Raw genomic sequence first — 22,939 nt, forward strand, 5'->3', positions numbered from 1 at the left:
GGTCTCCTTACTTCACTTCCTTGAGATGGAACAGGCGGTGCTTGTCGATCGTGGTTTCGAAGCCGTCGGGCACGACAAAGGTCGTGGCGTCGGATTCGATGATGGCGGGACCCACGATGTGGTTGCCGGCCTTGAGGGCTTCCATCTTCCAGAGCGCGGCATCCACCCACTTCTTGTGGCGGTAGAAGGGACGGGTTCCGAGATAGGCTTTTTGGGGCGGCGTCGGGCCGGCATCCGCGTCTTCGGGCAGCACCGGCTTCTGGGTCACGACGGTGCCGCGCAGGATGGCGCCGGTGATCGAGAAGCCCAGTTCCGGCGAGCGGGCGGAACTCGCGTACACGCGGCCGTAGGTGTTCTCGAAGGCCTCGACGATCTGGTCCCAGTCGGCGGCGGTGGCGGCGCGGGTCACCGGCGAGACGATTTCGAGGTCATTCAGCTGGCCCATGTACTGCATCTTGTAGCCAGGGATCAGCAGCACGTCCTCGGCCTTGTAGCCGTTGAGAACGAATTCGTCGATAACCTTGACTGCCAGTTCAGACCAGGCTTCCTGCAGGCTCTTGCAGGCGGCTTCCTTGTCGGCGTCGGGGGCGTGCTGGGCGACACCAAGGTCCACTGACTTGTCGTAGCGGTACTCGAAGTCGGCGCAGGCGCAGCCGAAGGCCGAGAAGCCGGCCGCCCAGGCCGGCACGACGACGTCCTTGAAGCCGACGCCCCCGGTGTAGCCATAGGTGTGCACGGGGCCGGCGCCGCCGTAGGAGAAGCAGGTGAATTCCGCCGGGTTGTAGCCCTTGGCACTGATGTTGGCGCGCAGGTACTCGGAGAGCGTGAGATCGAGCAGCTCGATGACGCCGGCGGCGGCATCCTCGACCGACAGGCCGAGCGGGTCGGCGATCTGCGCCTTGATGTGGTCGCGGGCGCGCTGCACGTCGAGCTTGATGGCACCGCCCAGGAAGTTCTCCGGGTTCAGGTAGCCGAGCACGACGTGGCAGTCGGAGACCGACACCGTGTCGAGCCCGCTTTCCGGCCAGCAGGTGCCGACGCGGTAGCCGGCGCTGTCGGGGCCGAGCTTGATCGACTTGCTGTAGGGGTCGAGGCGCACGAAGCTGCCGGCGCCGGCACCGACCGAGTCCATCGCCACCAGGGGCAGCGAGAGCACCAGGCGGGCCATGTCGGGGTCGGACTTGATGGCGAAATTGCCCTTGGTGATCAGGGCCACGTCGAAGCTGGTGCCGCCGATGTCGGAGCAGGCAATGTTCTCGTCGCCCAGGTACTCACCCAGCAGCTTGGAGCCGATGACGCCGCCGATGGGGCCGGACACGATCGTGCGCGCGAGTTCCTTGGCCTTCCAGCTGATGGTGCCGCCGTGCGTGGCCATCACCCGCAGGTCGAACCTGGCACCGTGCTTCTTGAAGCGATCGCTGACCTTCTTCAGGGTCTGCCGCGAAGGCTCCGCGCCGTAAGCCTCGAGGATGGTGGTATTCATCCTGTGGCTCTCCTTGCGCGACGGGTAGTAGTCCACCGAGGCGAAGACCGGGATATCCGCCTTCAGCTTTTTGAGCTCCTCGCGCACGATGTCACGGGCGCGTTGCTCGCTCGATTCGTTCTTGTGGGATTGCAGCAGGCAAATGACGATGGCTTGCGAGCCGGCCTCGACCAGTTCCCGGGTTGCCTGGCGGACCTCGTCTTCACGCAGCGGGATGACCACCTTCCCCTGCACGTCGGTTCGCTCGGTGACGCCGCGCGTGCGCGAGACGGGCACCAGCGGCTCGTCGTAGCGATGGGTGTTCAGGTGAATGCGGTCCTCCAGCGCATAGCCCAGGTAGCTCTGCAGCGCACGGCCCATCGAATGGATCTGCTCGAAGCCGCGGTTGCAGATGAGGCCGACGGCAAGGCCCTTGCGCATGAGAATGCGGTTGAGCATGGCCGTACCGGAATAGACGCAAGTCACCAGCTCCGGATAGACGTCGTCCACGGTCCGCTCCCAGTGGGCGAGGGCGTCTTCGGAAGAGTTGTAGATGGCAAGGGATTCGTCGCCGGGATTGCTCTGTGCCTTGCCGACCACGAAGCGGCCATCGGAGCGCACGAAGAATGTGTCGGTCATCGTGCCGCCAGCATCGATGCCCATCACCTGTACGGTGGACTGCGGTTGCATACTGCCTCCTGTCGTTGGTGTCGTCATGGTGGGAGTTCCCCACGATCCTTCCATGGCAAGGCCTGTGCCAAGCGCTGGCTGGCACAGGCGCGCAGCGCCGGTATGCAATGGAATCAACACGTTGCGGGCATTCCCCGGCCACTCCGGCGGTAGCGGGGGTGCCTGCTGTCGCTGTCCGGATTCACGACGCCCCTGCACAGCGGTGTCCGGGAACCGGACATCTTCTGGCCAGCGATTCGATGCGGTTGTCTAGCGGCGAGCCCAGGCTTTAGCGGCCGGGGGCATGCGCTGTTGCCCTGCGCGGATGGCGCCGGGCGTGGGGATGGGCGTGGGGATGGGCGCTTGCCTGTCGCCGCAGCGATGGTCTTTGACTTCCCTGTGCCCGGACACAGCGCTGGCACGCCCTGTGCGCTGGTTTCCTGCGAATGGCAGCGAAACGTGGTGAAGTCCATGAAGAATTCAACGATGACAAGGCGCCTGATGGTCGAAGCGGTTGCCGACACCGACCTGGCGCCCGGCGCCCATCTCGTCACCGATCGGTTTGGGTACACGCATCACGGCGTCTATGCGGGCGCCGGCAAGGTCGTGCATTACGCGGGTCTGTCGCGGTCACTGCGTCCGGCCCCGGTGCACGAGGTCACGCTCGAGGAATTCGCGAACGGGCGTCCGGTGCGGGTCCGGCAAAGCCCCGGTGCCAGGTTCGCAGGTGTGGAAGCCGTCCGGCGCGCCTACTCCCGCCTCGGCGAGGATCGCTATCGCCTGATTTCCAATAACTGTGAGCACTTCTGCATGTGGTGCTTGTATGGCGAGAGCCGCAGCGATCAGATCGACCTCTGGAAGTCGTGGGCAAGCGATATGCTGGCTGCCTGCCGCAACGCCATCAGGCGGCTCGCGGACTCGCGCAGTGTGCCGGTGGTGCGAGCCGATTCCCGCTTCGGATTCGAGTGCGGAACGCTCGTGAATTCAACGCAATCCTCTTCCTGAATCGTGCTCGGGCGACATGCATGGCTTCCGGCACATCGGCCAACGATCATACGGCCGCTACCTTCGTGGCGGCTACGGCAAACGCAACCGGACCTGTCGCGGGCGACGGTTGGCACTGTCCGGTTTCCGGACACCTGAAGCGGCGTTGACCGGAAACCGGACACCCTCCGAATGATTTGCTGCAGAGCACAAACTGTTGATTTCAAAGAGGTTGTTGACTTGGGGATAGCGCGGGCATACGGTTACTGCAGTCAATTGATAGTGATCGTTCCATGCCGTCTTTACATTGCAGCGCCTTGATCCCCCGCATCGGCGACGAACTGGTCGTGGCGTCGGCCTGGGAGCGTTTTCTGCAGGACCAACCCGTGGAAGCGAAGGGGGTGCGAAGCGTTGTCCTCGCATCGTGGCAGCGGTGTCGGTCCGAGGCCGTTGATCCTGCCAAGCACTCCGCACCGGGGGCTGGCGCCGAGCATGTGCGCCAGTTGCAGCGCCAGAGCCGGGACCTGTGCGATGCCGCCAGGCCGGCACTCGAGGGCCTGCGCGAGATCCTGCGGGAATGCGGCACCCTCATCATGCTCTGCGATCCGGGTGGCACCATTCTGCTACTCAACGGTGAAACCCGGGCCCGCAGCGTTGGCGAGAGGATCAACCTGGCCGCAGGTGGCTGCTGGAATGAGGACGTGATCGGCACCAATGCCATCGGCACCGCGATCGCCACCGCCGCCGCGGTTCAGATTCATGCCAACGAGCATTTCTGTGTGGACGTCAAGAGCTGGACCTGCGCCGCGGCGCCCATTCTCGACCCCTTTGGCGGCACCCTGCTGGGCGTGGTGGATGTCTCCGGCGTCAAGGAAACGTTCCATGGCCACACCCTGGGCCTGGTGGTGGCTGCCGCCAGGCAGATCGAATGCGAGCTGGCCCGCCGCAGCGTTGCCATGCACGAGCGGCTGCTGACCCGATCGATCGATCATTTCATCCGCTACGCCAGCGACTACGTGGTGCTCGTCGACAGCCGCGGGCGCGTTGTCCGTACCAACGGCAATGCGCAGGCGGCGCGCGAGAGCCATGACGTGCGGCTGCCCCTGGAAGTCGGCGCCCAGGTGCCGGGACTCAACCTTGCACTGCCCGATATCGACCGGAGCTGCCAACGCCCGCAATGGCTGAGCCCCGAATGGCTGCACCCGGTGAAGGACCATGACGGCATGCTGGGTACGATGCTGGTGATCCCGCTCGAGGCGCGCCAGCATCGAAGCGCGGTATCGTTGCCCACGGCTACGGCATCGATGGCAGCCAACGATGCGTTTGGCGAGATCATCGGGGCAAGCGAGGTGCTGGTGGCGACCAAGGCGCGCGCGCGCCGTATCGCACCTCTCGATCTGCCGGTACTGCTGCTTGGCGAGACCGGGGCCGGGAAGGAACTTTTTGCGCGGGCGCTTCATCAGGCGGGTAGCCACCCCGACGGTCCTTTTGTTGCCGTCAACTGCGGCGCTTTTACCCGTGAGCTGCTGGCCAGCGAACTCTTCGGCTATACCGACGGCGCCTTTACAGGCGCCCGCCGTGGTGGCCTTCCGGGCAAGTTCGAGCAGGCCGACGGCGGTACGTTGTTCCTGGACGAGGTTGGCGAGATGCCGCTGGACATGCAGCCCCACCTGTTGCGCGTGCTGCAGGACGGCGTTGTGGTCCGCCTGGGCGATACCCGCGAGCGGCGCGTCGCGGTGCGCGTCGTCGCAGCCACCAACCGTGACCTGCAGAAGGAGATCGCGGCCGGGCACTTTCGCGAAGACCTGTACCACCGCCTCTGCGTCGTCAGCCTGCTGCTACCGCCGCTGCGCGACCGGCCCGGCGATATCGAGGCAATCATTGCGCATCTCAACGGCAAACTGGCGTGCAAATATGGCTGTGCGCCCAAGCAGCTCGAGCCCGCCGTGTGGCAGGCGCTGCTGCGCTATCGCTGGCCGGGCAACATACGTGAACTGCACAATGTCTTCGAGGTGATGTTCGCGCTCAGCGAAGGCCACGTCATCGATTCTTCTCTGTTACCCGCGGGCATCGCGCAGACGCCAAAGGACTCGGTTTCCATATCCACCTCGACGTCAATGCCCGTTCCGCGCGGTCGTCTTGAGGAAATGGAAAGACAAGCGATACTCGATGCGATCGCGAATTCCCACGGCAATATGTCCATGGCCGCCAGGACGCTGGGAATTTCGCGGAGCACGTTGTATGTCAAATTGGCCGCAATCCATTCCGACCTTGGCAGCTCAGGCGCCGGCATGTAGCGGTTTGATTTGACCCGCCGCGTGACATCCTTGCGCTGCCATAGCATCGCCGAGTGCAGATGGTGTGGGTCTTCAAGGCTCCGGCGCTTCCCGGCCTACTCATTTGCAGACAACATCGCGTGCATGCCCTTCAGGGATGACGATCTGGGGCGCATTGCGAAGGGTCTGGACAGGGCTGGATTGCTTGCAAGCTCCCACATTGTTCCCTGAGCATGGGCGATGCCGCGGTCGCGCGACGCCCATCGGGCGGGCGCAGCAACGCTATTCGGCCAGGGGTTTCTGCGGCAGTACTCCATGCCACCAAGCCGGGCTACGCCGAACTAGACAGGGCCTGCCGCCCGCCGCCGACCGGGCTTGCGGGCGGCCATGCCATGCATCAGGACATCGATGACCTGTTCCGCATGCTGTTCCGCCTGGGCCGGTGTCATGGGCCCGACGCCATAAAGGCGCTTCAGCAAATGCGTGGCTGACTGCACGGCCGTAAGCATGGCCGTCATCGTGACGCTGGCCCGTTCCGCTGGGTAAGGCTTGAGTAGTTGCGCTGCATGGCACTCCGCGATCAGCGCATCGAGCTCCTCGTGAAACGGCTTCATATAGTTGTCCACCAGCCAGTCCAGCCTTGGACCATCCTGCGCGACTTCCATCAGGACCAGGGAGTGCGCCGCCGGATGCAGGACATTGCTCACCGCGAAGGCCTTTAGCGCTGCCTGCAGGCGGGCGAGCGGGTCGGAGCGGTCTAGGGCGGCCGCTGCCTGCCTGGACGCGGCCAGCAATCCCGTGTACGCGTTCTCCACTACCGCGCGCCAGAGCCCTTCCTTGCTGCCGAAATGGTAGTTCAGCAGCGGTTGCTTTACGCCCGCGCGGTTTGCGATCGACAGGACGGACGCCCCGTCGAATCCCTTTTGCGTGAACTCGATTTCGGCGGCGTCGATCAGGCGCTGGCGCCCCGGCACCTCGGCCGCGCGGGCGACTGGTGTCGGGGCAGCGGAGGCTTCGGTGGCGCGCTTGCGGGCAGGAGTCTTCGAGCGTCGGCTCTCAACAGTTGTCATGGTGGTTTGGGACGCGTTTCACACACGGTAGCGATCTCGCCATTCTCCCACATGGCCGGGACCTGACCCCCAACCACATCCGGGGGCGGCGGCTTTGCCGGGCCGTCCGCTCGCGCGTTCGTCGAGGTCATCCTTATATAAGTATAAACACTAGTGTGAGTTTGACTTATACTTATATAAATTCACGGTCCAGGGCGGCCATGAGGCGGCGAGCAACATTGGGGGCAGGATGCGCGAGTTGGAGGTTCCGGTATTAATCGTGGGTGCTGGCCCGGTTGGCATGCTGATGGCAGCGCTGCTGGCGGACCAGGGCATTGAATCGCTGCTGGTCGAACGTCGTGATGACCTGCATCTCGCGCCGCAGGCGCACGTCATCAACAGCCGGACGCAGGAAATCCTGGCAGGTATCGGCGTCACCGACGAGGCACTGGCCGGTATCACGACCCATAGCAGCGATGCACGCTTCGTGACGTGGCGGCGCAACCTTGCCGAGGGCGACCTGGCTCGCATCGATATCGGCAGCCCTGGCTACCTTGCCGGCATGGCGGCCGCCAGCAGCAAGCGCACCGCGAACATCCCCCAGCATCATCTGGAGCGGCTGCTGTTTGCCCAGGTGTCGCGCCGCGTCCGCTGCCAGGCGCGCTTCGGCCATGCCTGGCAGGAAGCGGAGCACAACGAGCACTGCGTTGTGTCGTCCGTGCGCGATGCCGCGACTGGCGAGATCTACCGGGTGCGCAGCGAATGGCTGATCGCGGCCGACGGGGCCGGTAGTCCGGTACGGCGCAGCCTGGCACTGCCCATGGTCGGGGAGACCAACCTGGCGCATCTCATCACCATCAACTTCGAGGCGGATATCCGGCATCTGGTCAGGGACAGTCCGTCGATCCTCTTCTGGGTCCTGTCGGCCGCGGCGCCCGGCACGTTTATCGTCCACGATTCGGCGCGCTACTCGGTGTTCATGACACCGTATTTTCCGCAGCATGAATCGCCGGCGGACTTCCCCCTGGCGCGCTGCGAGCGCCTGCTTCGGACCGCGCTCGGGGATCGCCATATGCCTTTGCGCATCACGTCGCTGTCGAACTGGACGATGCAGGCGCACATCGCCGCGTCCTACCGCAAAGGGCGAGCCTTTCTCGTGGGCGATGCCGCGCATCGCTTTCCGCCCACTGGCGGACTCGGGCTGAACACAGGCGCTGCCGATGCCCACAACCTGGCATGGAAGCTGGCCAGCGTCATCCAGGGCAGGGCGGGTCCGGGGCTGCTCGATACCTATGGTGACGAGCGCAAGCCGGTGGCCGAGACCAACTGCGGCGTCAGCGTGGCAAACCACCGGAAGATGCGGGAGGTCACCGCGGCCTTGGGTCTGGATGAGGCCAAGTTGCCGACGCTGGCGCGATTGCGCGCCAGCGCACCGGCCCGCGCGCTCCCCGCTGCGCTGCGTTCCGCCGTGAAGCGGATGCTGGTGGCGCCCGTCGACGCGCGGACCCGGCGCGTGCAACTGGCGACAACGCCGCGGTTCGCGGCCATCCAGCGCAACGTGCAACAGGCTGCTGAAGCGCAGATGGAGCATTTCAATACGCTCGGGCTGGACCTGGGCTACGTGTACCGGAGTTCGGCTGTCTGCGACAGTGAGGCGATGCCCTCGGGGGCGCCAATGGCGGCAAGTTCGGTACTGGAGGTGGCGCAGTCGTTCACCCCGGGCGCGCGGCTGCCGCACTTCCGGCTGCAGGACGCTTCCGGCGCGTCCGCCACTTCGCATGACCTGGTTGGCAACGGGCACTTCCTGCTCGCGGGCTTCGGCCGGCATGGCAAGGCATGCGCCGGGCTTGCCGCGTGTGCGAGCCAGCGGCTTGGCGGCCTGCCGGTGCACGGCGTGGACATTGGCGCAGCCATCCATTGCGCCGACATGCAGCAACTGTCCCGATGGAACCGGGGCCTGCCGGACGGCGTCCTCCTGGTGCGTCCCGATGGCCATATTGCCTGGCGCCATGCATCGGCCACGGACGTGCAGGCGGAGGACGTGCTCACCGCCCTCTGCCGGGTGCTTCAGGTTCCAGTGCCGTCGCCGCTCCGCGCGGCACAGCCACCTTTCAACACACTCGCGAAGGTTCACCAGTGACATACGATTCCGAAGCCCCGCCGCCGCGCCAGGATGGGCATTCCGTTCCGGACCCGATTCCCGTGGCGATCATCGGCGCGGGCACGGCCGGCTCCGTGCTGGCCTTGCTCCTGGCCAGCCGCGGCATCCGCAGCGTGCTGGTCGAGCGCCAGGGCGACGCGGACACGCACCCGCGCGGACACGTCTGGTCCGCCCGCGCGATGGAGGTGATCCGCGCCATCGATGTCGAACTTGCCGAGCAACTGCGCGAGATCAGTTCGCCACCGCTCAAGCTGCGCTACATCACCTGGTGCACGTCGCTGGCCGGGGCCGACCTGGGCCGCTGCGTGCCGATCGGAAATGACCCCGCGCATACCGCCAGCCTGCTGGGTAGCGGCCCCTGCCGCCCGCTGCACTTGTCCCAGAACGTGACCGACCCGATCCTGCGGGAGCGCGTGGCACGCAACGCGCTGATCGAGTTCCTGCCGGGGTACGAACTGGAGTCGCTGTCGCAGGACCAGCATGCCTGCACGTTGACGCTGCGCGAACTGCGCAGCGGCCTCAGCGTGCGGCGCAGCGCGCGTTTCGTCGCGGGTGCCGATGGCGCGCAGAGCACGGTGCGGCGCCTGCTGGGCGTGCCATCTGTGCAGACGCCGCTGCAGGCGGTGGCGCAAATCCATTTTCGCGCGCAGTTGGACAAGCTGACCGTAGCGCGGCCAAGCCCGTTGTACTGGATTCTCAATCCCAAGGTGGTGGGCACGCTCACCGCCCACACCGCCGATGAACAGGACTGGGTCCTGACGACGGCGGTGCTGCCTGCGCTCGAGCCTGCCGGCGGGATGCCGGCCGCGCAAGCGCTGTCGCTGGTGCAGGCCGCGATCGGCGACCACAGCGTTGACGTCAGGGTGCAGTCCGTCCGTCCATGGACCATGGCGCTGCGCCGTGCGGAAGTGACCCGGGTCGGGCGCGTGCTGCTGCTTGGCGACGCCGCTGCCGGCTTCTCCGCCATCGGCGGCTTCGGCATGAACCACGGCATCGAGGACGCGGCGAGCCTGGCGTGGCGGCTGCAGATCCTGCTGGGCAGTTTTGTGCCCGACGACCTTGGGCAGGCGCTGTTGTCCAGTTATGCCGAGGAAAGAGCGGCGAGCGCCCAGGCGCATGCCAGCCGTACGCAGCAACTGAGCGACCTGGCCGACCAGGTGCTGCGCGCCACCGGTGTGGATCCGGACGGTTTCCAGACCTTGTCCGCGCTCTCCCGGTCCCCCTGGGTCCGGCTGCTGCCCAGGCCTGCCGCGCGCACGCTGTTCCGGGCCGTGACCGGCGCTGGCCTGAAGCCGCTGGGCCGGCTCGCGGACGCTGGCCAGGCAGGTGCCGACGCCCGTGCTCGCGTGCGCAGGGCGATCGACCGGCAGCGGGAAGTGTTTGTGACGCTGGGTACCGATCTTGGCTATGCGCATGCGACGGGATTCCTCTGCCGCGAGCCCCATCCGCAGGCGAAATCGCCCCACGCGGGCACCGACTACTGGCCGGAGACCAGCCCCGGCGCACTGGTCCCCCATCTGTGGAGTGACGCGGATGGCGCATCGCTGTCAACGCGCGACCTGGCCCGGCGTGCCCCTATGACGCTGCTGGTCCACGAAAAGGAGCGCGTGCGCTGGCAGGCGGCGCTGGCGCAACTGCGCGCCGCCTGGGGTATCGACGTGGCGTGTCCGCGGGTCGGCACGGGCGACGACGCGCAGTTCCGCATCGGTGCGCCGGCGTTTGCCGAAGCCTTGCAGGTCGACGTGTCCGGCGCGGTGCTGCTGCGCGGCGACGGCATCGTGGCCTGGCGCAGCCGGCGCCAGTGCGCCGATCCCGGCGCGGCGCTGCAGGCGGTCATGGCGCGCATGGTTTCCCAGTCCAACACGATCCGCGCCGCGAGCGCGGCACACCTGACCAAGGAGATGCAATGAGCGACAGCATGGACCAGTTCCCTATCCCCTGCCCAGACCCGGACGCGCGCCCGCCGCAAAAGCTTGCGCACATCGTGCTGGCCACGCGCCGCTTTGACGAAACGATCCACTGGTGGAGCATCGTGCTGGGCGCGCGCGTGATGTATCGCAATGCCTTGCTCTGCTTCCTGTCCTTTGACGAGGAGCATCACCGCCTGGCGCTGATCAATGCCGCGAACTTCTCGCCCCGCCGGCGCGAGAGCACAGGCCTGGACCACGTGGCCTTCACCTACAGCTCGCTCGGCGACCTGCTCCACACCTATGAGCGGCTCAAGGGCCATGACGTCCGCCCGGAATGGTGCATCAACCACGGACCGACCACCTCGCTGTACTACCGCGACCCCGACGGCATCCAGGCGGAACTGCAAGTGGACAACTTCGAGACGCTGGAGGCACTGGATGTGTGGCTGCGCTCGGGAGCCTTCGCGGAGAACGCGATCGGGGTCGAGTTCGATCCGGAGCATCTGCTCGAACGCTACCAGGCTGGCGAGCCGGAAGCCAGCCTGAAGCAGCCCGGCGCGGTGACCAGCCGTCAGTTCCTGACCCTGCGCTGAAAGGGGAGAGCCCGTGAGATTGTGCACGTTTTCCACCGCGCAGGTGCAGGGCCATGTCGGCCTGGGCCTGGCCGGCGACCGGGTGCTGGATGTGACCGCGACCTTCGCGGGCGACGCGCGCTTTGCCTGCCTGCTGGCGCTCATTGAGCACCAGCAGGACACGCTGCCGGCCCTGCGGGCGTTGCTGGAAGACCGAACCCGAGACGGCGCGCACCAGGTGTACGCGTTGCGCTCGATTCGGCTCCAGGTCCCTTACCGTCCGCCGCAGATCCGTTGCTTCAGCGTCTACGAGCAGCATCTGCGCAATGCCTTCGGGCAGGTCATGGCCCATGGCGTCAGCCCGGCTACAGGCCTGCTGATGCGGGCGCTGGGTGCGGGCAGGGTGCCGAAGGCCTTCTACGAAACGCCGATGTACTACAAAGGGGCGCGTCTCAATCTGTCCGGCCACGGCAGCAAGGTGGCCCGGCCCGATCCCGGCAGCAAGCTGGACTACGAGGCCGAACTTGCTGTCGTGATTGGCCGCCCCGGCAAGAACATCGATCGCACGGTGGCAATGTCGCACATCTTCGGCTACGTGATCTTCAACGATTTCTCCGAACGCGCCCAACTGATGAAAGAAATGCGCGCCCGCCCGAATGCCGGCCCGGCCAAGGGCAAGGACTTCGACGGCAGCAACAGCCTCGGCGCCTGGATCGTCACCGCCGACGAGATTGCCGATCCACACGCGCTCGATGTCACCGTGCGCGTCAACGGTGAAGTACGCGGGCAGGGCAGCACTGCGGGGATGACCCACCGCATCGACCGCATCGTCAGCTACGCGTCGTCCAACGAGACGCTGCACGGCGGCGAGCTGCTCGCCACCGGCTGCGTGCCGAACTGCGCCGGCATCGAGCAATGGCGCTTCCTGGAGGACGGCGACTGCGTCGATGTGGAGATCGCCGGGCTAGGCGTCCTGACCAACTCGATCGCCGGCAACTAGCCGTACCTCAGCCCCCACGCCCGGCGGCCCGAGACCTTCCCGCGGCAATAACAATTAGATTGGAGACAGCAGTGAACCCGAAACAGTGGATGGTCCTATCCGCGGTAGCCCTGCGCCCGGCGCTTGGGCTGGCCGACAACGGCTACTTCCAGATCGGCTACGGTGCCGAAGCGCGTGGCGTGGCAGGTGCGGCTGCGGCGTCGACCCGCGACGCGTTCGGTGGTGCCAGCAACCCCGCCACCACGGTGTGGGCTGGCAACAGCTTCGAGGGCAACCTGATCGCGACCAACGGCCGCACCAGCATGAGCCGCGCCGCGGGATTGCCGCCGCCGTTGAGCGGGGTGCTCGATACGAACACGGCCAGCGCAAGCCGCTGGGTGCCGCTCGCGGACATCGCGGTGAGCAAGATGGTCACGCCTGACTTGTCGCTGAGCGTGGTCGGCTACAGCAATGGCGCAGGCACCTACTTCCCGGATGGCACCACGACCTGCCTGGCGCCGCCGCCGGCGGGCGCCGGCACCACCTATCGTGGCAACCTGCTGTGCGGCAGCGGCAGGGCCACCACCACGATCCAGCAACTGACGATCGCGCCGACGGTGTCGGCGCGGGTCTCCCCGAGCGTCTCCTTCGGTTTCTCGGTGCTGCTGACCGGCCAGTTGTTCAGCGCCGAGGGTCTGCAGGCGCTGGCGCCGCAGTCAGCGGCGCCGGACTACCTGACCAACCAGGGCAGTGCGTCCTCGTTCGGCGTGGGCATGCGCGTGGGCGCGTACTGGCGCGCCAGCGACGCGCTGGCTTTCGGTGCCGCCTACTCGCCCCGTATCCGGATGGGACGGCTCAAGGAGTATGAGGGCCTGCTGGCGGACCAGGGCCGCCTGGATATCCCGGAGAACATGTTGCTGGGCTTGCAGTGGTCGCCCACGCAGGATCTGTCTTTTCTCTTCGACTACCAGCGCATCAATTACTCGGCTACGTCCGGCCTGGGCAACCCATCCTTTGATGGCACCGCCCTGCGCGGCAGCAGTGGCGGTCCGGGCAACGGCTGGAAGGACATGCATGTGTTCAAGGTCGGCGTGCGCTACCAGGTGACGCCGGCCCTCAATGTCTCGGGCGGCGTGTCGTTTAACAGCGCGGCCTATGCGGACGAGGACACGGCGAACAACGTCACCGCGCCCGCCACCTTCCGCCGGCACTACACCCTCGGGCTTGGCTACGCGACCGGGCCCAACAGCAAGTGGTCGGTCTTCTACTCCTTGTCTCCGGGGCACACCACCACCGGCAGTTCGGCCCTGGCATCGGCCGTTGCCACGCAGCTTGCAGGCAGTCCCACCGTAGCGGGCCAGGAGTCCCTGGCCACGCGGCAGCAGAGCATCGGCGTGCAGTACTCGCAACGGTTCTGACTGTCTTCGGCACCTACCTGACCTATCGGTTCATTCATCACGGAGTACGTTCGATGCAGGCTTGTCTTTTTCTGTACCACAGCGGTAACCGCGTCCTCACAGGCGATCAGGCATGAACGCACGCACGGAGCCATCGGCGCTGCAGTCGCCACGGCTGGACGACCGCTTCGAGCAGCTGGCCGGCAAGGTCTTTCTCACGGGAAACCAGGCCATCGTGCGTATCGCGCTGGACCAGCGCCGCATCGATAGCGCCCTGGGCCGGAATACCGGCGGCTTTATCTCCGGATATCGCGGCTCGCCGCTGGGCCGGCTCGATATGGAGCTGTGGCGGATCGAGCCGCTGCTGCGGACGGCCAACATCCGCTTCCAGCCTGGCGTGAACGAGGACCTGGCCGCGACCGCGATCTGGGGCACGCAGTATGTCGGCACCTTTCCCGGGGCAACCGTGGACGGCGTGTTCGGCATCTGGTATGGCAAGGGACCGGGTGTGGACCGCAGCGGCGACCCGTTCAAGCACGGCAACCTGGCCGGCACCAGCGCCGCCGGCGGCGTACTGGTGCTGGCGGGCGATGACCATAGCGCAAAGTCCTCCACCACCGCGCACCAGTCGGATTTCTCGCTGATCGCGGCAGGCATCCCGGTGCTGTATCCGGCCAACGTCCAGGACATCATCGACTTCGGCCTGCGCGGCATCGAGATGTCGCGCCACAGCGGCTGCTGGGTGGGGATGAAGCTGGTGACCGACGTGGTGGAGTCCGCCGCTGAGGTCGAGGTGGGCCAGCAGGCACCCGTCGAGGTCTTGCCCGCCGCCAACGGGGCCTTGCATATCCGCGCCTTCGAGATGGCGCCGGCCGCCGAGGAGCGCCTGTACGTGCAAAAGCTGCCGGCGGCCGTACAGTTCGCCAGGGCGGCGGGGCTCAACCGCCTGGCATGGCCCGCTCCGGCAGCGAAGGTGGGCATTGTCACCGCCGGCAAATCGTATGCCGACACCATGCAGGCCTTGCAGCGGCTGGGGATCGATGCCGCCGGCCCGCACGGCGCCACGCTGCGCATCCTCAAGATCGGCATGGTGTGGCCGCTCGAAGACGAGATCGTGCGCGCCTTTGCGCAAGGTCTCGATACCATCCTCGTGATCGAGGAAAAGCGGCCGCTGCTTGAGTCGCAGCTGAAATCCATCCTGTTCGATGCGCGCCTCGCGCGGCCGCCCGTGGTGCGCGGCAAGTTCGACGGCGCGACCGAATGGTCGGCGTCCCGCGGCACGCCGGTGCTGCCCATTTGCAACGAGTTGACGGTGCTCCAGGTCGCCGAAGCGATCCGGCGGCTGCTGGGCCTGCCGCCCGCGCCGGACGTGAACGCCCCGATCCCGTGCGAGGCGGGGCAGGGCGCGCCGCTGCGCCGCCCCAGCTTTTGCGCGGGCTGTCCGCACAACACGTCGACCCGGCTGCCGGATGGCAGCCGGGCGCTGGCCGGCATCGGCTGCCATACGATTGCCATGCTGAACGACCCGACCAAGACCCACACGGCTTCGCATATGGGTGGCGAGGGGGTGATGTGGATGGGGCAGGCGCCGTTCACGCGCGAGCCCCACGTCTTTGCCAATATGGGCGACGGCACCTATTTCCATTCCGGCTACCTGGCTATCCGCCAGGCGCAGGCGGCCAATCTGCGGATGACCTACAAGCTGCTGTTCAACGGCTTTGTCTCCATGACCGGCGGCCAGCCTGTGGACGGCGAACTGAGCGTGGACAAGGCGGTGGCCCAGCTGCAGGCGGAAGGGATCGGCAAGATCGTCGTGGTCACCGATGACGTGACCGCTTACGACGCGCCAAGGCGCGCGGCGCTGGGCGTGCCGGTGCACGACCGCGCGCAGCTGGAGACCGTACAGCGCGGGCTGCGCGAACATGCCGGCCTGTCGGTACTGATCTACGACCAGGCGTGTGCCACCGAGGCACGGCGCTTGCGCAAGCGCGGCAAGCTGCCCGACCCGCAGGTCCGTACCTATATCGATCCGGAAGTCTGCGAGGGCTGCGGCGATTGCGGCGAGCAGTCCGGATGCCTCGCGATCGAACCGCTGGAGACGCCGCTGGGCCGCAAACGGCAGATCAACCAGTCTTCGTGCAACAAGGACCTGTCGTGCGTGCGCGGCTTCTGCCCCAGCTTTGTCACGCTCGATGGAGCCAGGCCGCGCCGGCCACAGCGCGGCAAGGACGGCGACCTGACAATTCCCGCGCTGCCGGACGTTGAGATTCCGGCCGATTTCGCGCCGACGGCAATCCTGGTGGCGGGCATCGGCGGCACCGGCGTGGTCACCATCGGCGCGGTGCTGACCATGGCGGCGCACCTGGACGGCAAGGCCGGCAGCTCGCTCGACGTGACCGGGCTCTCGCAGAAGTATGGCGCGGTCGGCTCCCACATCCGCATTGCGCCACGCGCGGAACTGCTGCACGCCGCGCGCATCGGCAGCGCGGAGGCCGATGTCCTGCTGGGATGCGACCTGATCGTCGCCGCGGGCGCGGACGCGCTGTCCCGACTGCGAGCGGAACAGGCGCGCGCCTTCGTCAACACCGGGATCGTGCCCACCAGCGACTTTACCAGCCAGCCGGACTGGTCGGCGGATGAGGCAGGCCTGAGGCAGCGGTTGAGCGGGGCCCTGGGCGTGCGCGCCGAGTTCGTCGATGTGGCGGCGCTCGCGCAGCAGCTCCTTGGCGACGCCATCCTCTCCAATATGCTGTTGCTCGGCTATGCCTGGCAGAAGGGCGCGATCCCGGTGCGGCGCAAGGCGATGGAGAAAGCCATCGAACTCAACGGCGTGGCGACCGGAACCAACCACAAGGCATTCGCGCTGGGCCGATGGCTGGCGCACGACCACGCCGCAGTGGGGCGCCTGCTGGCGCCCGCGCAGGTGGTCCAGTTCCTGAAGAGGGCCGACGGACCGCTGGGCGAACTGATCGACGACCGGGCCCGGCGCCTCGTCGACTACCAGAACGCGGCACTGGCCACGCGCTACCGTGCACGGATCGAGGCAGTGCGCCGGATGCTGGCGGGCCGCAGCGATGCGCAGGCGCTGCTGCGAGAGGTGGCAACGCAGTACTACCGTTTGCTGGCGGTCAAGGACGAGTTCGAGGTGGCGCGCCTGTATTCGCGCCCGGCGTTCATGCAGTCCTTGCGCGACGGCTTCGAGGGCGACTTCAAGGTCAGCTTCCATCTCGCGGGCGGCCCCTTCGGCAAGCTGGACAAGGTGACCGGGAAGATCGGCAAGACCGCCGTCGGCGCGTGGATCCGGCCCGCGTTCCGCCTGCTGGCCGGTGCGCGCTTCGTGCGCGGCAGCCGGCTTGATCCGTTCGCGCGGGGCGCCGAAGCACAGCTCAATCGCCGCGTGCTGGCGGCCTATGAGGCAGACCTTGACCTGCTTGGCCACGCCGCGGCGCAGTGGCCGGCCGAACGCTTGCAGGCCTTGCTTGGCTGGCCAGCCAGCGTGCGCGGCTACGGCCACGTGCGCGATCGGCAGGCGCAGGCGGGCTTTGCCAGACGGGAGCAGGCACGCGAGGAGTGGGGCGGCGATGCCAGCCGGTAGCGACAACGGCATCCGTGCGATGCCATCACCGAAAGCGGAAACACCATGAACAAAGTCATCATCACCTGCGCCATCACCGGTTCGATCCACACTCCGTCCATGTCACCCTACCTGCCGGTTACGGCCGATGACATCGCGGCGAGCGCGATCGACGCCGCGCGGGCCGGAGCCGCCATCGTCCACCTGCATGCGCGCGATCCCGCGGACGGGCGCCCGTCGCAGGACCCGGCACTGTTCCGCCGGTTCGCGCCAACCATCAAGGCGGCATCGGACGTGGTGATCAACCTGACAACCGGCGGTGCGCCGACGATGAGCGTGGAGGAACGCCTGCAGCCGGCACTGCAATTGCGCCCGGAAGTCGCCTCGCTCAATATGGGCTCGATGAACTTCGGACTGTACGAATTGCTGGACCGCTTCACGGAATTCCGACACGACTGGGAACGGCCTTATCTTGCGCAAAGCTATGACGGCATCTTCAGGAACACCTTCAAGGATATCGCCTACATCCTGCAGTCCTGCAGCGAGAACCAGACGCGCTTCGAGATCGAATGCTACGACATCGGGCACCTGTACACGGCCGCCCATTTTCTCGATCGCGCACTGCTGACGCCGCCGCTGCTGATCCAGTCCGTATTCGGACTGCGGGGCGGCATCGGCGCGCATGTGGAGGACCTGATGCATATGCGCCGCACGGCGGACCGGCTGTTCGGCAAGGACTATGTCTGGTCGGTGCTGGGCGCCGGCCGCAGCCAGATGTCCATGGCGGCGATCTCCGCGGCGATGGGCGGCAACGTACGCGTCGGGCTGGAGGACTCGCTGTGGGACGGACCCGGGAAACTGGCCGACAGCAATGCCGCGCAGGTCCTGCGTGTGCGCAGTGTAATTGAAGCGCTGTCGCTGGAGGTTGCCACGCCGGAGGAGGCCCGTACGTTGCTGAAGCTCAAGGGGCGGGAGAATGTTGGGTTCTGAACGGAGGACGCCGGCGGTCGGGCAGCGCAGCGTATCGGTCTTGCCATCTGGACAGCGACCGTGGCAACGCGCCAGGACACGCCTGGCCAAAGGCAGACTTCCTTTGTAGCGAGATTCCAGCAAGAGCGAGCTTCCGGAAGTCCGTGCCAGAAGCGCTCGGCCCAAGAGGGCCTGCTCAACAATCTGCGCAGTTTTTTTTTGTAAGGGGTATCCAGGTGCCGCCAATCAGCGTATATTTCGCCCCGCGGGGTGGAGCAGTTGGCAGCTCGTCGGGCTCATAACCCGAAGGTCGCAGGTTCAAGTCCTGCCCCCGCAACCACATTCGTCCAAGCCCCGCCGGAGCCATCCGCGCGGGGCTTTTGCATTTGGTTCCAGCCGCAGATGCACGTATAGCCCTCAGCCTTATGGCTGGACTGGTCGCCTGGGAGCTGAGCCTTGTATTCCATGCGTTTTGGCGCCAGGTACAGCGGGTCCTTTCTGTTCCGCCGGTTCGCTAAGTGGTCCTCATCGCGATGACTCCAGAGTTTCCTGGCGGGAGCAGCTGGTGCAAGTGATGAGCAGGAATTTCGTCATGGGTTCTTCCTCAATCAGGCTCGGCGGCGCAGTTTAACTGGCTTGCTGCGGGTCAAGCCGGTGCCGGTTCCGTGCGGGCCTCCGAGCTTGCGTTATTGCGATTCAGTGGGTATGGCTGCCACAGACGGCGGCACAGCGCATGCTGTGGGGAAGCGCCAACGTTGATGACACGCCCTCAGCGACCGGGCACGTGCAAGGGCCACGCGCTGGAGAGTACGTTGCTGACCAGTCCAATGCGATGCAGAAAAGTAAACGAAACGCTTGACCTTCCCACGATGGCAAGGGTCAAGCTGCGCTTCTATCGAGTTTCAACTATGGAAGCAAACCATGAACATGCCAAGCACAAGCGGTGCTCGTGCCACTGCGACAGCGATCAGCCTGCCCATCGAAGGCATGACTTGCGCAAGTTGCGTTGGCCGCGTCGAGGCTGCCCTTGCCAGGGTCGACGGCGTGGGAAGCGTATCGGTCAATCTCGCCACCGAACGAGCGGACATCCGCCTGGCGGGTCCCGTCGAGCGCATGGCGCTGGTTCAGGCGGTGGAGAAGGTGGGCTACGACGTGCCTGCCAGTACCGTCGAGCTGGCGGTCGAGGGCATGACCTGTGCCTCGTGCGTCGGTCGGGTCGAGCGGGCGCTCAAGGCCGTGCCAGGCGTCTCGAATGCGGCTGTGAATCTGGCGACCGAGCGCGCCACCGTGCGCGGTGTGGCCGTCGTGGAGGCTTTGGTGGCCGCCGTCGAGAAGGCGGGCTACGAGGCCCGTCCAGTCGATAACGCAGCGCAAACTGACGATGAGGTTACTGAAAAGAAGGACGCCGAGCGGGCCGAACTCCGGCGCGACCTGACCTTGGCCGCCGTACTGGCGCTGCCGGTATTCGTGCTTGAAATGGGCTCGCACCTGATCCCCGGCATGCACGAGTGGGTCATGGCCACCATCGACATGCAGCAGAGCTGGTATCTGCAGTTCGTGCTGACGGCGCTGGTGCTGGCCATTCCGGGCAGGCGCTTCTACCTCAAGGGCTTCCCGGCGCTGGTGCGCCTGGGGCCGGACATGAATTCTCTGGTGGCTGTCGGCACGGCGGCGGCATTCGGCTATTCGGTGGTTGCAACCTTTGCTCCAGGCCTGCTGCCGGCCGGAACGGTGAATGTCTATTACGAAGCGGCAGCCGTCATCGTGGCGCTGATTCTGCTGGGGCGCTTCCTTGAGGCACGCGCCAAGGGGCGCACCTCCGAGGCCATCAAGCGCCTGGCCGGTTTGCAAGCCAAGGTTGCGCACGTCTCGCGCGATGGCCGCATCGTGGACATTCCGATTAACGAGGTGGCCCTGGGCGACATCGTGGAAGTGCGTCCTGGCGAGCGGGTGCCGGTCGATGGCGAAGTGACCGATGGCCGCAGCTTTGTTGACGAGTCGATGATTACCGGCGAGCCGATTCCCGTCGAGAAGACGACCGGCAGCGCCGTGGTGGGCGGCACCGTCAATCAGAAGGGCGCCCTGACGCTGCGCGCCACGGCCGTGGGCGCCCAGACCATGCTCGCGCAGATCATCCGGCTGGTCGAACAGGCCCAAGGCTCCAAGCTGCCGATCCAGGCCGTGGTGGACAAGGTGACGTTATGGTTCGTGCCGGCGGTCATGCTGGCAGCCTTGTTGACCTTTCTGGCCTGGCTGATCCTGGGGCCGTCGCCAGCACTGACTTTTGCACTGGTCAACGCGGTGGCCGTGCTTATCATCGCCTGCCCCTGCGCGATGGGCCTGGCTACACCGACCTCCATCATGGTCGGCACCGGCCGCGGCGCCGAAATGGGCGTGCTGTTCCGCAAGGGCGAGGCGCTGCAGTTGCTCAAGGATGCCCGGGTGGTGGCCGTGGACAAGACCGGTACGCTGACCGAGGGCCGCCCGGTACTGACCGACCTGGAGGTCGCCACCGGATTCGACCGCAGCCAGGTGCTGCGGTGGGTTGCGGCGGTGGAGTCGCGTTCGGAGCACCCGATTGCCCGCGCCATCGTCGAGGCCGCAGAGGAGGGTGGCATTGCGCTGCCGGTAATGACCGATTTCGAGTCGGTCACCGGCATGGGCGTGCGCGCCACCGTGGATGGCGCCCGCGTGGAGGTTGGTGCTGACCGCTACATGCGTGCGCTGGGGCTGGACGTCGGCGCCTTCGCCCGCACCGCCGGACGCCTGGGCGACGAGGGCAAGTCGCCACTGTATGCCGCCATTGACGGCCGACTGGCTGCCATCATCGCTGTCGCCGATCCGATCAAGCCCAGCACGCCCGCCGCCATCGCCGCTCTGCACCAGTTGGGTCTGAAGGTGGCGATGATCACGGGCGACAACGCGCGCACCGCGCAGGCGATCGCCAGGCAACTGGGCATCGACGAAGTCGTGGCCGAGGTTCTGCCCGAGGGCAAGGTGGAGGCTGTGCGCCGGCTGAAGGCAGCCCACGGCCAGATCGCCTTCGTGGGTGACGGCATCAATGATGCACCGGCGCTGGCCGAGGCCGATGTGGGCCTGGCAATCGGCACGGGCACCGATGTGGCGGTGGAATCTGCCGACGTGGTGCTGATGTCCGGCAATCTGCAAGGCGTGCCCAACGCCATCGCGCTGTCCAAGGCCACCATCGGCAATATTCGTCAGAACCTGTTCTGGGCCTTTGGCTACAACACGGCGCTGATTCCAGTGGCCGCAGGCGTGCTGTACCCCACCTACGGGGTGCTGCTGTCGCCCATCTTCGCGGCCGGCGCGATGGCGCTGTCCAGCGTGTTCGTTCTCGGTAACGCGCTGCGCCTGCGCCGCTTCCAGGCGCCGCTGGCGGCGGTATCCGATACATCTCATTGAGCAAGGAGGACAAGCATGAATATCGGTGAAGCATCCAAGGCATCCCGCGTGTCGGCCAAGATGATCCGCTACTACGAGCAGATCGGCTTGATTCCCCCAGCGGACCGGACTGGCTCGGGCTACCGTGCCTATGCCCCAGCTGACGTCAATCGGCTGCACTTTATTCGCCGCGCCCGCGACCTCGGGTTTTCGGTGGCCGAGATTGGCGGTCTGCTGGGGCTCTGGAATGACCAATCGCGTCACAGCGCGGACGTCAAGCGGCTGGCCGAGCAACAGATCGCCGAGCTGGATCGGCGAATGGAGAACATGCGGCAGATGGCTGAGACACTGACGGCACTCATCAGCTCCTGCGCGGGCGACCACCGCCCTGACTGCCCGATCCTTGATGAGCTACAGCAGCCGGATAACGATTGTGCAGCACCTGAGGCGCGCACCGGCGCGGTGGCTCGTCGTGCGCGCGGTAAAGCGGCTATCGCGGTTGAGTCATGCACTTGCACACACTGAGCGGCGAGGAGACGAAATGCCCAAACTAACAGTCCTGCCTCATGCAGATCTGGCGCCTGAGGGCGCCGTGTTGAACGTGTCTGCGGGCGCGTCGATTTGCGCGGCGCTGCTCGACCATGGGATCGAGATCGAACACGCTTGCGAACAAAGTCGCGCATGCACGACCTGCCACTGCATCGTGCGCAAGGGCTTTGATTCCCTCAACGAGGTTGAAGAGGGCGAGGATGATTTGCTGGACCGGGCCTGGGGACTGGAGGCGCAGTCGCGCCTGAGTTGCCAGGCCATCGTGGCAGGTGAAGACCTGACGATCGAGATCCCCAAGTACACGATCAATCATGCCAAGGAAAACCAATGAGCTGGCGTAGCGCACGCCGGCTCACAAAATGCTGCATCGGCCGCGCTTTATCCGCTGATGTGTCCGTGGCCCCCTCTGGTGGTTGCAGGTGCAAGCATGCTCGCCTCTACTGGTGCTATTGACAGCATCAAGCGGCGGGCTGCTGCTTTTGAGGGGGATGAGTTGGCTCAAGCAACGGTGCGCAAGATTCGCTCGGACTTCACATCGCTGACGAAGAATCTGCTGATCGCGGCCATCACCCTATGGGAGTGGGCGACGCTTGCCTGGCGCTGAGCATGAAAAGGCGCGGCCCACACTCTTGGATCGGAGCGCCTGCAGGACAGACAGCCTGCCGAAGCGCCTCCGGCAGGCTGCAAGGTTGCCTTACTGTGCGCGGGGCGGGAAGCCAGCCTCACGCAGGGCCGTGACGATCTGCTCCTCGGATGCCGAGGTTTGCACCTGCACAAGACGGGTGGGCGGATCCGTGACGACCCTGGCGCCGGGATCGATCATCTGGATCGCCTTGGTTACTGTGCGGGCGCAGCCGCCGCAGGTCATGTCATCGAGGTGGAACTGCATGGAAACTCCTTTCATGTTGGGGTGCTCAGCAGTTTGGTCCTTGCCACGGTTGGAAGGTCAAGCCTCTAAGATGCGCGTGGCCGAATACTCGACCAAC

16 protein-coding genes and 1 tRNA gene are annotated in these 22,939 nt (G+C 66.1%); 14 read left to right on the plus strand and 3 right to left on the minus strand.

Annotated elements, in window-relative coordinates; all coding sequences use genetic code 11:
* Positions 1–7 precede the first annotated feature (7 nt).
* A complete protein-coding gene (locus RS901_RS27980; RefSeq protein ID WP_316153769.1) occupies positions 8–2,152 on the minus strand; it encodes a hydantoinase/oxoprolinase family protein in 2,145 nt (714 codons plus the stop codon).
* A 450-nt stretch (positions 2,153–2,602) separates the two neighbouring features.
* Here RS901_RS27980 and RS901_RS27985 point away from each other — a divergent pair, with 450 nt between their 5' ends.
* Positions 2,603–3,136: a lecithin retinol acyltransferase family protein gene (locus RS901_RS27985; protein WP_410054192.1), complete on the plus strand. Its 534-nt coding sequence runs from the start codon at positions 2,603–2,605 to the stop codon at positions 3,134–3,136.
* Between the two features lie 296 nt (positions 3,137–3,432).
* A complete protein-coding gene (locus RS901_RS27990) occupies positions 3,433–5,412 on the plus strand; it encodes a sigma-54-dependent Fis family transcriptional regulator (RefSeq protein WP_316153770.1) in 1,980 nt (659 codons plus the stop codon).
* A gap of 320 nt (positions 5,413–5,732) precedes the next feature.
* Here RS901_RS27990 and RS901_RS27995 read toward each other — a convergent pair whose 3' ends face one another.
* Entirely contained in the window at positions 5,733–6,461 is a 729-nt protein-coding gene (locus RS901_RS27995; protein ID WP_316153771.1) for a TetR/AcrR family transcriptional regulator, read from the minus strand.
* A gap of 286 nt (positions 6,462–6,747) precedes the next feature.
* Here RS901_RS27995 and RS901_RS28000 point away from each other — a divergent pair, with 286 nt between their 5' ends.
* The 12 genes from RS901_RS28000 to RS901_RS28055 all read left to right on the plus strand — a co-directional run bounded on the left by RS901_RS28000 (position 6,748) and on the right by RS901_RS28055 (position 22,557).
* Positions 6,748–8,580: an FAD-dependent monooxygenase gene (locus RS901_RS28000; protein ID WP_316153772.1), complete on the plus strand. Its 1,833-nt coding sequence runs from the start codon at positions 6,748–6,750 to the stop codon at positions 8,578–8,580.
* The gene (locus RS901_RS28005) at positions 8,577–10,511 is read left to right on the plus strand and encodes an FAD-dependent monooxygenase (RefSeq protein WP_316153773.1); all 1,935 of its coding nucleotides are present in this window, start codon (positions 8,577–8,579) and stop codon (positions 10,509–10,511) included. The genes RS901_RS28000 and RS901_RS28005 overlap by 4 nt, the downstream gene beginning before the upstream one ends.
* Positions 10,508–11,104: a VOC family protein gene (locus RS901_RS28010; protein ID WP_316153774.1), complete on the plus strand. Its 597-nt coding sequence runs from the start codon at positions 10,508–10,510 to the stop codon at positions 11,102–11,104. Before RS901_RS28005 ends, RS901_RS28010 begins: the two co-directional genes overlap by 4 nt.
* A 13-nt stretch (positions 11,105–11,117) precedes the next feature.
* Positions 11,118–12,083: a fumarylacetoacetate hydrolase family protein gene (locus RS901_RS28015; protein ID WP_316153775.1), complete on the plus strand. Its 966-nt coding sequence runs from the start codon at positions 11,118–11,120 to the stop codon at positions 12,081–12,083.
* 71 nt (positions 12,084–12,154) lie between these two features.
* Complete coding sequence (locus RS901_RS28020; RefSeq protein ID WP_316153776.1) at positions 12,155–13,480, plus strand: OmpP1/FadL family transporter; 1,326 nt, start codon at positions 12,155–12,157, stop codon at positions 13,478–13,480.
* A gap of 112 nt (positions 13,481–13,592) precedes the next feature.
* Positions 13,593–17,054 (plus strand): indolepyruvate ferredoxin oxidoreductase family protein, encoded by a 3,462-nt coding sequence (locus RS901_RS28025; protein WP_316153777.1) that lies wholly within the window; start codon positions 13,593–13,595, stop codon positions 17,052–17,054.
* A gap of 45 nt (positions 17,055–17,099) precedes the next feature.
* Positions 17,100–18,023 carry a 3-keto-5-aminohexanoate cleavage protein gene (locus tag RS901_RS28030; RefSeq protein ID WP_316153778.1) on the plus strand — a complete coding sequence of 308 codons (924 nt, stop codon included), beginning with the start codon at positions 17,100–17,102 and terminating at the stop codon, positions 18,021–18,023.
* A gap of 243 nt (positions 18,024–18,266) precedes the next feature.
* A tRNA-Met gene (locus RS901_RS28035) sits at positions 18,267–18,342 on the plus strand.
* Between the two features lie 587 nt (positions 18,343–18,929).
* Entirely contained in the window at positions 18,930–21,425 is a 2,496-nt protein-coding gene (locus RS901_RS28040) for a heavy metal translocating P-type ATPase (RefSeq protein ID WP_425476456.1), read from the plus strand.
* 15 nt (positions 21,426–21,440) lie between these two features.
* Complete coding sequence (cueR, locus tag RS901_RS28045) at positions 21,441–21,929, plus strand: Cu(I)-responsive transcriptional regulator (RefSeq protein ID WP_316153780.1); 489 nt, start codon at positions 21,441–21,443, stop codon at positions 21,927–21,929.
* Between the two features lie 16 nt (positions 21,930–21,945).
* Positions 21,946–22,284, plus strand: a complete 339-nt coding sequence (gene fdx, locus RS901_RS28050; protein WP_316153781.1) for an ISC system 2Fe-2S type ferredoxin — start codon at positions 21,946–21,948, stop codon at positions 22,282–22,284.
* A 96-nt stretch (positions 22,285–22,380) separates the two neighbouring features.
* Entirely contained in the window at positions 22,381–22,557 is a 177-nt protein-coding gene (locus RS901_RS28055; protein ID WP_316153782.1) for a hypothetical protein, read from the plus strand.
* A 90-nt stretch (positions 22,558–22,647) separates the two neighbouring features.
* Here the strand turns inward: RS901_RS28055 and RS901_RS28060 are convergent, their stop codons facing one another.
* On the minus strand, positions 22,648–22,842 hold the full coding sequence (locus tag RS901_RS28060; RefSeq protein ID WP_316153783.1) for a heavy-metal-associated domain-containing protein: 195 nt from the start codon (positions 22,840–22,842) through the stop codon (positions 22,648–22,650).
* Positions 22,843–22,939 lie beyond the last annotated feature (97 nt).

Origin of the sequence: Cupriavidus sp. BIC8F, from assembly GCF_032465815.1 — a bacterium.
GTDB classification, from domain to species: Bacteria; Pseudomonadota; Gammaproteobacteria; order Burkholderiales; family Burkholderiaceae; genus Cupriavidus; species Cupriavidus necator.

Coding starts and splice junctions, on each gene's coding strand:
- RS901_RS27980 (WP_316153769.1), bottom strand. CDS start 2,152: ATGCAACCGCAGTCCACCGTACAGGTGATGGGCATCGATGCTGGCGGC.
- RS901_RS27985 (WP_410054192.1), top strand. CDS start 2,603: ATGAAGAATTCAACGATGACAAGGCGCCTGATGGTCGAAGCGGTTGCC.
- RS901_RS27995 (WP_316153771.1), bottom strand. CDS start 6,461: ATGACAACTGTTGAGAGCCGACGCTCGAAGACTCCTGCCCGCAAGCGC.
- RS901_RS28000 (WP_316153772.1), top strand. CDS start 6,748: ATGGCAGCGCTGCTGGCGGACCAGGGCATTGAATCGCTGCTGGTCGAA.
- RS901_RS28010 (WP_316153774.1), top strand. CDS start 10,508: ATGAGCGACAGCATGGACCAGTTCCCTATCCCCTGCCCAGACCCGGAC.
- RS901_RS28025 (WP_316153777.1), top strand. CDS start 13,593: ATGAACGCACGCACGGAGCCATCGGCGCTGCAGTCGCCACGGCTGGAC.
- RS901_RS28030 (WP_316153778.1), top strand. CDS start 17,100: ATGAACAAAGTCATCATCACCTGCGCCATCACCGGTTCGATCCACACT.
- RS901_RS28040 (WP_425476456.1), top strand. CDS start 18,930: ATGCCAAGCACAAGCGGTGCTCGTGCCACTGCGACAGCGATCAGCCTG.
- cueR (WP_316153780.1), top strand. CDS start 21,441: ATGAATATCGGTGAAGCATCCAAGGCATCCCGCGTGTCGGCCAAGATG.
- fdx (WP_316153781.1), top strand. CDS start 21,946: ATGCCCAAACTAACAGTCCTGCCTCATGCAGATCTGGCGCCTGAGGGC.
- RS901_RS28055 (WP_316153782.1), top strand. CDS start 22,381: ATGCTCGCCTCTACTGGTGCTATTGACAGCATCAAGCGGCGGGCTGCT.
- RS901_RS28060 (WP_316153783.1), bottom strand. CDS start 22,842: ATGCAGTTCCACCTCGATGACATGACCTGCGGCGGCTGCGCCCGCACA.